Origin of the sequence: Acinetobacter sp. ANC 4805 (assembly GCF_022549495.1) — a bacterium.
Taxonomy (GTDB): domain Bacteria; phylum Pseudomonadota; class Gammaproteobacteria; order Pseudomonadales; family Moraxellaceae; genus Acinetobacter.
The window spans coordinates 186,827-200,948 of record NZ_JAKZGD010000007.1; the positions used below are offsets into that span (position 1 = coordinate 186,827).

At 38.9% G+C, this 14,122-nt stretch carries 10 protein-coding genes; all 10 read left to right on the top strand.

Going from position 1 to position 14,122, the window contains the following annotated elements; translation table 11 throughout:
* Nucleotides 1-157 precede the first annotated feature (157 nt).
* The 10 genes from MMP60_RS11360 to MMP60_RS11405 all read left to right on the top strand — a co-directional run bounded on the left by MMP60_RS11360 (nt 158) and on the right by MMP60_RS11405 (nt 14,120).
* Complete coding sequence (locus MMP60_RS11360) at nt 158-1,942, top strand: IucA/IucC family protein (RefSeq protein WP_241336359.1); 1,785 nt, start codon at nt 158-160, stop codon at nt 1,940-1,942.
* Nucleotides 1,935-3,416 (top strand): SidA/IucD/PvdA family monooxygenase, encoded by a 1,482-nt coding sequence (locus tag MMP60_RS11365; RefSeq protein WP_241336360.1) that lies wholly within the window; start codon nt 1,935-1,937, stop codon nt 3,414-3,416. Before MMP60_RS11360 ends, MMP60_RS11365 begins: the two co-directional genes overlap by 8 nt.
* The gene (locus MMP60_RS11370; RefSeq protein WP_241336361.1) at nt 3,413-5,230 is read left to right on the top strand and encodes an IucA/IucC family protein; all 1,818 of its coding nucleotides are present in this window, start codon (nt 3,413-3,415) and stop codon (nt 5,228-5,230) included. Before MMP60_RS11365 ends, MMP60_RS11370 begins: the two co-directional genes overlap by 4 nt.
* A 33-nt stretch (nt 5,231-5,263) precedes the next feature.
* On the top strand, nt 5,264-5,911 hold the full coding sequence (locus tag MMP60_RS11375) for a GNAT family N-acetyltransferase (protein ID WP_241336362.1): 648 nt from the start codon (nt 5,264-5,266) through the stop codon (nt 5,909-5,911).
* Complete coding sequence (locus tag MMP60_RS11380) at nt 5,908-6,279, top strand: hypothetical protein (protein WP_241336363.1); 372 nt, start codon at nt 5,908-5,910, stop codon at nt 6,277-6,279. The genes MMP60_RS11375 and MMP60_RS11380 overlap by 4 nt, the downstream gene beginning before the upstream one ends.
* A complete protein-coding gene (locus MMP60_RS11385) occupies nt 6,276-7,526 on the top strand; it encodes an MFS transporter (RefSeq protein ID WP_241336364.1) in 1,251 nt (416 codons plus the stop codon). The genes MMP60_RS11380 and MMP60_RS11385 overlap by 4 nt, the downstream gene beginning before the upstream one ends.
* Before the next feature lie 9 nt (nt 7,527-7,535).
* The gene (locus tag MMP60_RS11390) at nt 7,536-9,794 is read left to right on the top strand and encodes a TonB-dependent receptor (protein ID WP_241336365.1); all 2,259 of its coding nucleotides are present in this window, start codon (nt 7,536-7,538) and stop codon (nt 9,792-9,794) included.
* Between the two features lie 51 nt (nt 9,795-9,845).
* A complete protein-coding gene (locus MMP60_RS11395) occupies nt 9,846-11,066 on the top strand; it encodes an MFS transporter (protein WP_241336366.1) in 1,221 nt (406 codons plus the stop codon).
* A gap of 221 nt (nt 11,067-11,287) precedes the next feature.
* Nucleotides 11,288-13,417: an HAD family hydrolase gene (locus MMP60_RS11400; protein ID WP_241336367.1), complete on the top strand. Its 2,130-nt coding sequence runs from the start codon at nt 11,288-11,290 to the stop codon at nt 13,415-13,417.
* Between the two features lie 79 nt (nt 13,418-13,496).
* Entirely contained in the window at nt 13,497-14,120 is a 624-nt protein-coding gene (locus MMP60_RS11405; protein WP_241336368.1) for a 2'-5' RNA ligase family protein, read from the top strand.
* Nucleotides 14,121-14,122 lie beyond the last annotated feature (2 nt).

Consider the following 14,122-nt stretch of genomic DNA (forward strand, 5'->3'; position numbering starts at 1 on the left):
ATGATAATAATTATCATTATTTCTATTCTTAGAGTTTACATCTAAGTTCAGAAACATAAATGAAATTAAAGTAACTGTTCAAAGACTTAAATCTTATAAATTTACAGCTCCTTCTAGGACAGGCTTATTTTGCTCTTTTGTGAAGAGGATTCGTCAGATGCAACAACTTGCCAATCGATTGGCGATGCAACATTTCGTCAATGCATACACGCAAGAAATTGGCAAAGGTCATTTGCTTAATAATGATCAACAAAATTCACAACAACAAGCGTTTAGCCAAGGTTTGACGCTGTTATTCATCCCCATTCACTCCATTCAGGCATATTGTTATTTCCCTTTATCCTATGTCAGTCGGGTAGGACGGCACCGTTTAGCAAATCTTCCGCAAATTATTATTCATGGACAAATCAAAACTTTAAGCCCTATTACAATTGTAGGTCTCCTGCTTGAAGAACTTGTTCTTGAATCTTCGATTCCATTAGATGCTGCTTCATTGGTTGAAAAATGGATTCAAAGTCGAGATGCGTTACAACAGTTTTTAGTACAACGTGAAGAGGACTTTAATGACCTTGTTAAAGCAGGTCAGAGTTTTATTGAAACAGAGCAGGCGCTCATTCTGGGGCATAGTATGCACCCAGCACCAAAAAGTAGAACAGGGTTTGTGCATGAAGATTGGTTAAAGTTCTCTCCTGAACATAAAGGCAAGACACAACTGTATTATTGGTTGGTTCATCAAGACTATATTTCTGAGGGTAGTGCCACTGATGAAAGTATTTCAGCTCAATTAAAAACTGCTTTACAGTGGTATTTATCTGAACAAGATATCAATCTATTAAAAACCCATACTGAGTATAAATTACTACCTTTACATCCTTGGCAAGCGCGTTACTTACAAAGCAAGCCGTGGTTTGAACGTCTTAAACAAACAGGACAACTGATTGATTTAGGGTTGCGTGGCTGGCAATTTTCTCCAACAACATCGATTCGTACACTTGCGAGTTTTAATGCACCTTGGATGGTGAAACCCTCACTTTCAGTGATGATCACCAATTCTATTCGCGTCAACTTAGCCAAGGAATGCCATCGTGGTGAGCTGACGCACCGTTTATGGCATAGTGAATTGGGTCAAAACATCTTAAAACAGTGCCCAAGCTTAAAAGCGGTGAATGATCCAGCGTGGATTGCTTTAAAAATTGATGATGAAGTGGTCAATGAAAGTATTTGTATTTTCCGCGATCAGCCATTCCATCCTCAACAGCAAGTGACTTGTATTGCATCTTTATGTCAGGACCATCCAAGTAAACCGCTCAATCGTTTTAATGCTTTATTTGCAAAAATTGCAAAGACCAATCATGAAACCGATTTTTCAGAAATCGCCTTGGATTGGTTTAATCGTTTCCTTGAAGTTAGTTTGCAGCCTTTAATGTATGTCTACCATCGTTATGGTATGGCTTTTGAATCACATCAGCAGAATGTGTTGTTGGAACTAGAGAATCATTTTCCCAAGACGTTATGGCTACGTGATAACCAAGGTTTCTATTACATTGAAGAATTTGCGACTGAAATTCTGCGAGCCTTACCTGAGCTGAAAGAAAAGGCGTTTGCCGTCGGGCCTAAAGATTTCGTGGATGAACGTTTTAGTTATTATTTCTTTGGCAATACCTTGTTTGGCATAATCAATGCGATTGGTGCAACAGGCTATATCACCGAAGATGAATTGCTTGAACATTTAAAAACTTTCTTACAGGTGCAATTACAGCAATATCCTGATAGCACATTATTGCAGGGGTTATTGTTTAATCCAACTTTACCTTATAAGGGTAATTTACTGACTCGTTTACATGAGTTAGATGAACTGATCGCACCCGTCGAAAATCAATCCGTTTATGTACAACTGCCAAATCCACTGTTCATGACAGAAAAGGATGTCAGTTATGCTTGATTTTATTGGTATTGGTTTAGGGCCTTTTAACTTAAGTCTGGCAAGCCTTTTACAGAACAAAAGCTCACTCAACTATGCGTTTTTCGAGCAAAAAGCTCAATTCGATTGGCATGCAGGAATGCAGTTACCGAATACGGTATTACAAGTGCCATTTATGGCGGATTTGGTGTCGATGGTTGATCCAACCAGTCCATTCAGTTTCTTGAATTATCTGCGTCATCAGCAGCGTTTGTATAAATTCTATTTCTTAGAGCAACCACATATTCCACGTTGTGAATATAACCATTATTGCCAATGGGTTGCAGAACAGCTTGACTGTATTGAATACCAATCTCGTGTTTTGATGATTGAACCTCAAACCATCGGTTTTAAGGTACTGGTTGAGTCAGAAGGGATTCAGCACAGTTATTTATGCCGTCATTTGTTGATTGGAAGCGGCAATGTGCCTTATTTGCCTGAATGTCTGGCAAAAGTTCAGCAACAGCAACCACAAAAATGTCTGCATTCAGCTCAATATATGACGCATGCTGATACGGATTTACATGGCGATGTGGTGGTGCTTGGTTCAGGGCAATCTGCGGCTGAAGTCTTTATTGATCTGTTTGATGAACAGCAAGATGAGGCAAATCATCCATTTGATTTGCACTGGTTTACCCGTTCTCAAGGTTTTTTCCCAATGGAATATGCACCATTGGGACTGGAACATTTTAGCCCTGACTATGCGCAGCATTTTTATGATTTGCCAGTCGAGAAAAAAGAACAGCAATTGCAGCAGCAAGCTTTGTTGTACAAGGGAATCAGTGCAAAAACCATTCGTGAAATCTATCAAAAACTTTATCACCGCAGCATCGCGGGGCAAAGTTTACAAACACATTTACATAGTCAGTGCGATTTAAAAGATGCCGAAGTGTTGGATACGCAAAAGATTCGACTGCATTTTCAGCATTGTGCCACGGCGCAAAGCTTCCATCTCGATTGTGATTTCCTTGTGGCAGCAACAGGTTACTTTACGCCTGACTTTGGTTTTATGCAGTTGCTGAAACCTTATATTGAATTTGATCACAAACAGCGCTGGCAAATTACTGAGGACTATCGGGTTGTACATCATCTGAATGGTCATATTTTTGTTCAAAATCAGGAAATGCATAGTCATGGGGTTGGTACACCAGACTTAGGTCTTGGCGCTTATCGTGCAGCTACGATTATTAATCAATTGGCTGAGTGTCAGATTTATGAGCTTGGGCAACAGGTACAGACTTTCCAGCATTTTAACCTCTCTCAAAATCCTAAAATTTGCATGGCAGATAAAAAAGCCATTTCAGAAGATTGTCTTTGTGAAAAGACGGTGAGTAAAAACCTTTCGATTTTAAAGACAGCAGAACAGAACACGATAACGACACCTTCAACCAGTCGTGGTGTAGGCACACGCACACAAACTGCTGCTGTATATTCAACTTATGAGAAATTGATATGAACTTTGCAACTTTAAAAATTAATCAGCAGCAATGGCGTGCCGCAGGGCAACGTCTCATTGAAATGGCGATTGCAGAGTTTCTCTATGAAGAAATTATTGAAGTTAAAGCCTTATCACTAGGACGCTATCAGCTCGATCTCGGCAATCGTCATTATGAATTTCAAGGTCATCAATATCTACTCGGACACTGGAATATTCAGGAAGGCTCTGTACGTGATGTAAGCAATGGTCAGCAGAGTGATCAGCCCGCTTGGAATTTACATGAGTTTATTGTTGCGATGTCTGACAGCTCGAATGTCAAACCATTTACCAAAGCGTATTTGATTAAGGAAATGAATAATACGTGGTTGGCAGAAGCACATTTGTTCAATGAAACACGTTTGCCAAGTGCTGAGGTTTTAACTGAATCGCATTATAAAATTGAAGGTATGTTACGCGGTCATCCTTGGCTGATCATGAGTAAAGGGCGTATGGGCTTTGGTTATGATGATTATTTAAGCGCGGCACCTGAACTTTCACCAGAAGTCAAAGTATTGTGGTTAGCGGTACATCGCGATTTAGCGGAATATCGCAGCACTGAACAATGGAATGCTTGTGCTTTGTATCAACATGAGTTTGATGCCAATGAACTTCAACAATTTCAAAACATTCTTCAAACCAAAGCATTGAATCCACAAAATTATTTCTTGATTCCTGTGCATGCTTGGCAATGGCATCAGTGGTTGGTTCCAACTTATGCCAATGAAATTGTCGACCAAAAAATTATTGAGCTAAACATTAGCCAAGACAGCTATGTGCCCATGCAGTCTATTCGGACTTTATGCAATACATCTAACTTACAACGTCATTACATTAAACTGCCAGTAAGTATTTTTAACACGGCTGTTTATCGTGGATTACCTTCAAAACGTAATCTTGCAGCGCCTGCTGTTACTGCATGGTTAAAGCAAATTCATCAACAAGATCAAGACTTACAAGAAACAGGTGTGATTTTCTTGGGTGAAGTGGCGACCTTAACCATTCATCAACCGTGTTTTGACCGAATTGAAGGTGCGCCTTATCAATTTAAAGAACTCTTTGGCTGCTTATGGCGTGAAAGTGTCGATCGCTATGTCGATTCATCACAGCAAGTACTTTCTCAAGCTGCCTTATTACACCGAGATATTTCAGGTCAATCCATCCTCAGTGTACTCATTCAAGCATCTGGTCTAAGTCCTTTGGCTTGGTTAGCGCAATTTGCGCAAGTCTGTTTAAGTCCGTTATTACTCTGTTTGTATCGCTACGGTTTAGCATTCTCACCACACGGCGAAAACACCATGTTGGTACATGAAAATGGCGTACCGAAAGCATTGGTCTTAAAAGACTTTATTGATGACATCAACTTGGTGGATGAAGATTTCCCTGAGTTGGCGCAATTGCCATCTGAAGCTGATTTGTTATTACGTCATGAAGCCACCGATTTAAGTCATTTCATTTTCACAGGTCTGTTCATGGTGCATTACCGCTATATCTGTAATGTGTTCTTGCAAGATTATCCTGAATATTCAGAACTTGATTTCTGGCAAACCATTTCCAACGTTATCGTTGAGTTTAACCAACAGCATCCTGAATTGGCTGAACGTGCTGAAAAATTTGCCATGTTACGACCAACTTACACCAAGATTTGTTTGAACCGTGTTCGTTTATTTACCACAAGTTATAACGATGAAGCAGAACGTCCTGTTCCTGTTTTCCTAGATCCAATTGCAAACCCAGTAAGTCCAGAGACATTGGCGGAATGGGGCACTCAACAAGCTAAATCTAAAGCTGGCTAAATATTTCTAAGATTGAATAAATAAAGGTCTGATATGAACACAATCTCTCAGCAACTCCCTGATTACTATGAATATAATGAGAATGGGACGCAATATTATTTAAGACAAGTGCAATATCCACAAGATATTCCTTTATTACATCAATGGATGCATGAGCCACATGTCATTCCACAGTGGCAATTGAATAAATCTGAACTGGATTTGCAGGTGTATTTCGACAAGATGCTTGCAGATGACCATCAACGTTTATTAATTGTTGGGGTAGATGGTAAAGACGTGGGTTATACCGAAATCTATGAAGGTAAACGAGATCGTTTAGGTCGTTATTACGAAGGTGATGACCACGATCTAGGCTGGCATCTACTTTTTGGCGATAAGTCTGTCTTTGGTAAAGGATTTTTGCGTCCAACTATTCGCTTGCTCAGTTTCTATATTTTTGAAAATTCTCAAGCCAAAAAAATTGTGGGTGAACCAGATCATACGGTTAAGCCTTATGCGGCAGTGGTCGAGGAAATGTGCTACGAAAGCCAGCGTCTCATTCCAATGGCTGAGAAAACCGCCATGTTGTACTACTGCTTTAGAGAAACTTTTTATAACAAGTTTGGTCAATCGCTCCAAACATCACAGCAATTACAACAACAGCTCGCAGATCAGCCAGCCAAAGTTCTGAGTGTTACATGAGTTTATCAATCAATGAGATGCACATCTTAGACATGCGCTTTGCCGCGCATGTCTCGGTGGCAGAGTTTGAACAATGGTTAGCGCATATCCAACAATATTTCGAACAAAAAAGAAATTTTGTGTTGATTATGCAAACTGAGCTGAATACCGAATTCCCCGAAGAATATCGAGCAATTCAAGCGAAATGGTATAAGCAATATAAACCTGATTTTTATCAATATTGTTTGGGATTTGCCCGTATTGCCCAAGATGAAGCAGATCGAATTCGATTGGACACGCCTGCTTTGCAAAAAGCGTGGCATGTGCCTTATTTCGTTAGTTTGAACCAAGTCGATGCTGTGCAATGGGCTGTGCAGAGGTGGTTATGAATCAACAATTGAATCATGACAATGCCTTTCCAATCAAAACAGTATCCACACTGAGCCTATCGGTTGTGGTGGTACTGTACCTTGCACATGCCTTGCCATTGTATTTTTACAATGTGGCTTTACCTACGATTCTACGCCATCAAGGCGTGGATTTGCGTTGGATTGGAATGTTCTCGCTACTGTATATCCCATGGGCATTTAAGTTTTTTTGGGCACCATTGCTTGATCGCTTTTATTTGAAATCACTAGGTAAACGCAAAACTTGGCTATTATTTACTCAGATTGCATTGGTCTTGGGCGTGGTGGTTTTGGCATTGACACAGTTTGACTATGGTTTAAGTGTCTTTGTGATTGTGGGTTTATGGATTTCAACTTTTGCTGCAACCCAAGATATTGCGATTGATGGTTATACCGTCGAAACATTTTCCGAATCTGAATATCGTCTTGGCAGTATGGCGCAAAGTATTGGGGTTGCTTTAGGCAGTATGGTGGGTGGTGCTGGCACTTTATGGTTGTATCAACTCTACGGTTGGCAAACGGCACTGATTGCTTTAGCTGCAATGACAGCACTCACAATGTTGGCTATTTTCCAAATCAAAGAAAGATCGAATACAGAAAAAATTGCCAAGCAAGTACCGAGCCTCATCCGAGCATTTAAGCGCCCTGAAATGTTATGGGCTTTGGCTTTGATTGTCTGTTATCGCGTGGTTGAAGCCCCTGCGATGGCAATGCTCAATCCCATGTTAATTGATCAAAAGTGGTCATTGGCAGAGATTGGCATCCTTATGTCTGTGGTTGGGGCTGGTGTCGGTTTATTAGCTGCAATATCAGCTGCATTTTTATTAAAAAAATTAGCAGCGACTCTATTATTGATTTGGGCAGGTTGGGCACGAACTTTGATTTATGCCTTACTTGGGGCTGCTGTCTTATTGAGTTGGTTTGATCAATGGCAAATGTTACTTGGTGTATTTGTCGTTGTCATTTTAGCCATTCGTTACGTTGCGATGACCGCTTTATATGCCCATTTCATGCAAACCAGTTCTAAAGAGCAAGCAGGAACAGACTTTACGATTTTAGTCTGTTTTGAGCTGCTGGTTTATTTCATTGGCGGAGCGATGTCGGGTTTCTTGGCTAAAGCATTTGGCTATGGAAATTTCTATCTCATTCTTGCAGCCGCATCTGTCCTGAGCGTCTTGCTCAGTCAAGTTCTAGTTCACAAAGCAAAACAAACGCAACAACATACCTAGGGGTAATTTATGAAAGTTCGTTCACTTTCGACATCATTCACACTTTTGAGCTTAGCCATAAGTACACAGCTTTATGCTCAAACTGTTGAAACAGCACCATCTACTCAAGCAGTTGTTGTAGAAAGTCAAAAAACAGCACAACTTGCACCGATTGTGGTGACAGCGACTCGTTCAGCTCAAAGTATTGCGGAAACTGCGGGGACAGTACAATCAATTGAACAAAAACAAATTGAGCAACAAGCTACTGCTGGGCGAAAACTTGCAGATATTTTGGCTCAACTCGTTCCTTCACTGAGTCCAAGTAGTGGTACAACCACCAATTATGGTCAAACCATGCGTGGCCGTCAGGTACTGGTTTTGATTGATGGTGTCGCACAAACAGGTTCACGTGATGCTGCTCGTCAATTGAATAGTATTAGCCCAGATTCAATTGAAAAAATTGAAGTGGTTTCAGGTGCGAGTAGCATTTATGGTTCAGGGGCAACAGGCGGTATTATTAATATTATTACCAAAAAAGGTACTGGGGACAGTTTAAGCTTTGAATCAAAAGTTAGTGTGACTTCTGGTGATAATTTTAAAAATGATGCACTTGCTTATGAGGCTTATCAATCAGTCGCATTCAATCAAGGGGATTGGAATGGTTTCTTAGGTGCAGGCTATACCAAACGTGGTGAAATCCAAGACAGTCATGGTCATCGCATTGGACCTGAAATCGCACAAACTGATCGTCAAGACACTGAGACAGTCGATGTAAATGGTCGTTTAAGCTGGCAATTAACAGACAAGCAAAAGTTAAGTTTTGGCGCTCAATATTATGATGATCAACAAGATTCAGAATATGGCCCTGATTATGGTCCTGATTATGCAGTTTTCAAAAAAGGTAGTGCACCAAGTTTAAATGCGTTAAAAGGCTTCGAGGTCGATAAACAACCTTTTACCAAACGCTATGCTGTTAATGCACAATATCAAAATACAGATTTATTAGGTCAGGAACTTAATGTTGAAGCGTATTATCGCAATGAAAATGCGCGATTTTATCCAACAGTTTTAAGTAATTTCATGAGATCTAATTATTACCTAGCATACCAATCAGAATCTGATATTGACGTTACTGGTGTTCGTGCTGCGATGACATCAAAACTGAACATTATTAATCGTGATTTAAAACTTACTTATGGTATTGATTATGATCATGAAAAAGATAAGCAAACAGCTGATCTTTATAGCATGGCTAACAATGGATTGAAATATAATAACACGGGTCGTAGTTATGATTTTGGTCCAGATGCAACCATTAAAAATTTGGGCACATTTATCCAAGCAAATTATGATGTAACGGATGCATTAAATCTTCAAACAGGCATACGTTATCAACGTATTGAAAGTGATACAGGGGCATTTAAACCAACTGTTGCAGCCATTCAAGGTGATATAACAGGTCAACCAGCTGGAATAGTTGCGGCTGGTTCAGTCAAACATGATAAAACTTTATTTAATTTAGGTGCTGTTTATAAATTAAATGATCAACAACAAGTGTTTGCTAATTTCTCACAAGGCTTTAGTTTACCTGATATTCAACGTGTACTACGTGATGTATCAGCAGGTTATGTTGTACGTTCTGAAAATGTAGATCCAATTACCGTCAACAACTATGAGTTGGGTTGGAGAATGCAGAATGATCATGGAGCGAATTTAGGTTTAACCTCGTTCTACAATACATCTGATAAGGTGATTCAGTTTAAAGCCGATCGTTCCGTGACTGTGGCTGATACAGACCAGCGAGTTTATGGCTTAGAAGCAAATGCAAGTATGCCAGTACTCGATCAATTTAATGTTGGTGGAACAGTTTCTTATACTAGAGGTCAATTTAAAGATGCTGCTGGTACTTGGCGAGAGCTAAATGCTTTACAAGTTTCTCCAATCAAGGGAACAGTATTTGGTGAGTGGCAAGATACTCAAGGTAATGGACTACGAGTACAAATGCTTGCCGTCAAAGGTACCGATAAAGCCTATGAAGATGCTCGAGTTGCAAAATATGATGCCAATGTTCGCCCTAATGCTGCGACAAAAATCAAAGGTTATGCTGTGATGGATGTGATTGCCAATGCAAAAGCAGGCCCTGGAACAGTTGGTTTTGGTGTCTATAATGTCTGGAATACAGAATATAAAACGGTATATAGTCAAGCTGCTGAAGCTGTATACGGTGCAATCTCAAGTTTACCTGCACAAGGTCGTACTTATGGTTTGAGCTATACCCTCAAATACTAATTCAATCAAAAGGCATCTTTTTAGATGCCTTTTCTTTTTATGACATTCATTATGCAAAGAAATTTTAAATTATTGGCTTGGGCAACTTTAGCCAACGGCACTTGTTTTTCCATGATTTTGCCTTTGCTTGCACCTTTAATTCGGCAGTTACACTTAACCGAGCTTCAGGGGGGCATGATTGTATCTGCGGGTGCGATTTGTATGGCAATTGCTTCAATCTTTATTGCTAAGCATCAGAAAATACAAACACCATATCAATTGATGAATTATGGTTTTTGGGGAATGACCATTACATGGGCGATTTTTACACTCATCCTTTATTTTGGCCTCAATCAAAGTTTAGCGCCTGTTGCAATTTTTATACTTCTTATACTCAGCCGTGCAAGTACAGGGGCATTCATGGCAATGCCACAAATTGGTTTACAAAGTTATGTGATGCAGCATGTCACTGATACAGAACAACGAAGTCAGAAAATGGCAATGTACGGTGCAATGAACAGTTTAGGGATGATCATTGGGCCATTTGTAACTTCTATTTTGTTGCTAGGTGGGATTTTATTGTCAATGTGGGTGGCTGTTATTGTACTGATGATCTTTAGTGTTTTACTGACCGTGTTTTTTCATAAAGATACGATTGCTCAGATTAATTCAATACAACAACAAAGTTTAAAAGATGAATCAACAGCGTTTTCAATCAAGCCAGCTTTACCGTGGTTAATCCTTGGTTTTAGTACTTATATGGCAATCGTGACTTTGAATATGACAGCAGGATTTTATATTCAGGATCGCTTTCAACTCAACATACAGCAGAGCGCAAGCTACTTTTCTCAGTGTATGTTAATTGTTGGTTTTAGTTTGGTTCTGACTCAGATTATTATTGTAAAAATTGTCAAATTGAGCTTACAAGCCTTGGTAGGTTTAGGGATTACGGCAATGCTTGCTGGTTTATTATTGTCGTTAAATGCAGATCAAATCATCTTTTTCCAAGCCAGCTATATTTTATATGGAATAGGGGTTGCAAGCCTGCTTCCTGCATTTACGACAGGTGCAGCACAATCAGTGAGCCAAAATGCACAAATTAAAATGGCAAGTTTATGTACTGTAATTCAGGCGCTTGGTTTAATTGTTGCACCTTTGCTCAGTACCTTTTTATATCGCTATGCGATCAACTTACCTTTTTATTTACTCGGTGTATTAATGCTCAGTGTAGGTTTATATTTGGCTTGGATATTAATACTACAGAACAAAACATCGACTAAGCTCGTGATTTAGATTCGAGTTTATAAGCACAAATATTTGCCATTTTTGCTTAAAAACCAAGCATATTTTTTGGAGTAATGCAAATTATTAACAGAATGAGTGGCTCTTGAATCAAAAAATAACCATTTTAGTGTGTTTTTTGATCAGATTTATTTCATTTATTTACGCCTTGGATTTTGATGCACTTTTTTAGTTAACCTAAGAAAGGTCTGGTTCATAACAAGGGAGTAAAAATGTTAATTTTTCATGATTATCCTGTCCAAGGGGCACTTTTTGATATGGATGGAACAATGTTTGATACTGAGCGTTTGCGCTTTCAAACATTGAAACAGGCCTCCAATGAGTTGATTGGGCAGGAGTTCTCAGATGAATATTTGATCCAGTGTCTAGGGTTAAGTGCGAAAGCATCTGAACAGCTGGCACAAAAGTTTTATGGTACAGATGTTCCTTATACTGCTATTCGCAAACGAGCAGATGAAATTGAACTGGCGTTTGTTCGTCAAAATGGTGTTCCAATCAAAAAAGGTTTAATCCAAGTTTTAGAGCGTCTGCGTAAGTCAGGTTTAAGAATGGCAGTTGCAACATCGAGTCGTCGTGCAATTGCAGAAGAATATCTAATTAATGCCAATGTCTATAAATTTTTTGACTTGTTAGTCTGTGGTGATGAAGTTGAACAAGGGAAGCCACACCCTGAAATTTTTATCACAGCGGCCCAAAGACTAAATTTACAACCGCAACAGTGCCTTATGTTTGAAGATTCAGAGAATGGGATTAATTCTGCATCTGAAGCAGGTGGAATCACAATTTTACTTAAAGATATCAAAGAGCCGAGTGATCAGATGTTGGCTCAAACAAAATTTTATTATCAGGACATGAATGAATGTCTGAATGCTTTAGATCAATATATTCCTGAAATGGGCATGCCGCAGTTGCAAGAATCTTTTCCACAAAGTTTGAATCAATTAACCGTTGGGATTCATGGTTTTGGTGCGATTGGTGGTGGATACCTTGCACAAGTATTATCACATTGGGATGGTTTTACTCGACCTCAGCGGATATTGGCATCAACCAGAAATCGTTTATATCTTGAATCTGTAAATAGTTTCGCAAGCTATAGTATTCGCTATAACCAGTGTTCTTATGACGAACGTATCGAAAATCTAACTGTGATTGATGCGGATAATCAGCAGCAAATGTTGGACATGTATATGCAATCGAGTTTGATTGCGCTGTGTTTCCCAGAACAGGCGATTCCATCTGAAGCAAAAATAATTGCAAAAGGCTTGCTCGCACGTTTTATGTCACAAGAGATACAAAATGATGAGCCAATTACTTTCTTAATTGTGTTGAATAAAGTCTGTGCAAAATATTTGGTATTGAAGCACCTCCGTGAGGCTTTGCTTGAAATAACAGATGAAGATATTGCTGAGCATATTTTAACTGAACATTATTTCTGTGATACGGTCGTAAACAGGATGGCATCTAAACTTACAGATCAGGCGTTATATCGCCAACTGAATATCAAACACCAATTATTTAAACAATATCAGTCTGATTTAAATGAAGATAACATTGAACTGTCAGATGAAACGGCTTTAACTGAGCAACAAGAACAACACCTGAGTTCATGCTTAGACGATATGAAAGGGCAATTCCAAGCCGGTCAGTTCCTACAGAATATGGACTTAATTTTGTTTCATAGCGAAACGGATATGCCAATTTATGTAGAGAATCGCAGTCCATTACTTCATAAAATGCGTCAAATGATTCTGGTTGATCAGATTGCGGATATTCAAATCATTAAAAATCGTTTGTGGAATGGTTGTCATGCCATGCTTGCTTGGTATGCCAGTTTAAATGGGCATGAGACGATTGGTATTGCAATGGCTGATTTAGCAGTTCGACAATATGCTGAAAGACTGGTTGATGACGTTAAATTAGGTTTAGCTAATTTAATCCCTAATCAAAAAAAGCAATTGGATCGAATGGCTGAGAGTTTTTTAAACTCATGTCGATTTGCTTATAAAGATCCATGTGAACGTGTTGCAAGAGAGCCGTTAAGAAAGCTTAATTTTAATGAGCGTGTTTTAGGAAGTTTAGAGAACCATATTCAACAACAGTTGCCTGATCAAAATCTCTTAAATGGGGCAATTTATGGATATGTCTATGCTTTGAAGATACTTGAGTTAGATGAAATATTGATCGTTCAACACATTCAAAAAAATGTCGCCTACATGGATGTGACCGAAACTCAAAAGAAACAGTTATTAGATCAGCTTTATCAAGGCATTCAACATGAATTAGCCGATGTCGATTTAGCGTTTAATGTGATGTTTGGGGAAATCAAGTCGGAGTATGTTTGAAATGAAATATTGAAAAGAACTTTAATGTTTTAATTGATTTGTGTTTGAATAGTACAACTTTAAACATGTTGTCGAAGTTGTGTTATTACAAGCATCTACTCAACTGATTGCAACTGAACTGCGAGATTATCCTGAATGGCATTTGGGTCGTTCAGACTACGGACTGTGGTATATCGAAATTGATCAACCTGAATTGATTCAGTATTTAGATCAGCTCAGAACACCATTTTCAAATCTTCTCATCCCATCAAATCAGCGTCAGTATCACATTACTTTGTTTGTTTGCGGTTTTTTAACAGTAGATTCTCATAAATATGATGATGATTTTCAGATTGCACAATTAAATCGACAGATCGACTTACTTAAACAATTGCAGTTAAAGCCATTTGAACTAGAAATCACCCAGATTGATAGTTTTAGTAGTGCTTTATTTTTACAGGTCAATGATACCAATAACACACTGTCTAACATTCGCCAACAGCTTGCTCAAGGCTCAAATGAAATTGCAGCACTCGATTATTGCCCACATATCACGTTAGGACTTTATCAACAAACATGGCAAAGTGATATAGTACTGGAACGCATCGAAAATTTAGCGACTAGACAGTTTAAAATTCAGGTCAATCATTTAACTTTCGGCTATTATAAGGCACAGATTTTACAAGGATTACTGTATCCTTATCATCAAATGAGATTAGGTTAAAT

Excerpts from the sequence above, each read along its gene's own strand:
- MMP60_RS11370 (WP_241336361.1), top strand. The coding sequence starts at position 3,413 with ATGAACTTTGCAACTTTAAAAATTAATCAGCAGCAATGGCGTGCCGCA.
- MMP60_RS11385 (WP_241336364.1), top strand. The coding sequence starts at position 6,276 with ATGAATCAACAATTGAATCATGACAATGCCTTTCCAATCAAAACAGTA.
- MMP60_RS11375 (WP_241336362.1), top strand. The coding sequence starts at position 5,264 with ATGAACACAATCTCTCAGCAACTCCCTGATTACTATGAATATAATGAG.
- MMP60_RS11395 (WP_241336366.1), top strand. The coding sequence starts at position 9,846 with ATGCAAAGAAATTTTAAATTATTGGCTTGGGCAACTTTAGCCAACGGC.
- MMP60_RS11380 (WP_241336363.1), top strand. The coding sequence starts at position 5,908 with ATGAGTTTATCAATCAATGAGATGCACATCTTAGACATGCGCTTTGCC.
- MMP60_RS11390 (WP_241336365.1), top strand. The coding sequence starts at position 7,536 with ATGAAAGTTCGTTCACTTTCGACATCATTCACACTTTTGAGCTTAGCC.
- MMP60_RS11400 (WP_241336367.1), top strand. The coding sequence starts at position 11,288 with ATGTTAATTTTTCATGATTATCCTGTCCAAGGGGCACTTTTTGATATG.
- MMP60_RS11365 (WP_241336360.1), top strand. The coding sequence starts at position 1,935 with ATGCTTGATTTTATTGGTATTGGTTTAGGGCCTTTTAACTTAAGTCTG.
- MMP60_RS11360 (WP_241336359.1), top strand. The coding sequence starts at position 158 with ATGCAACAACTTGCCAATCGATTGGCGATGCAACATTTCGTCAATGCA.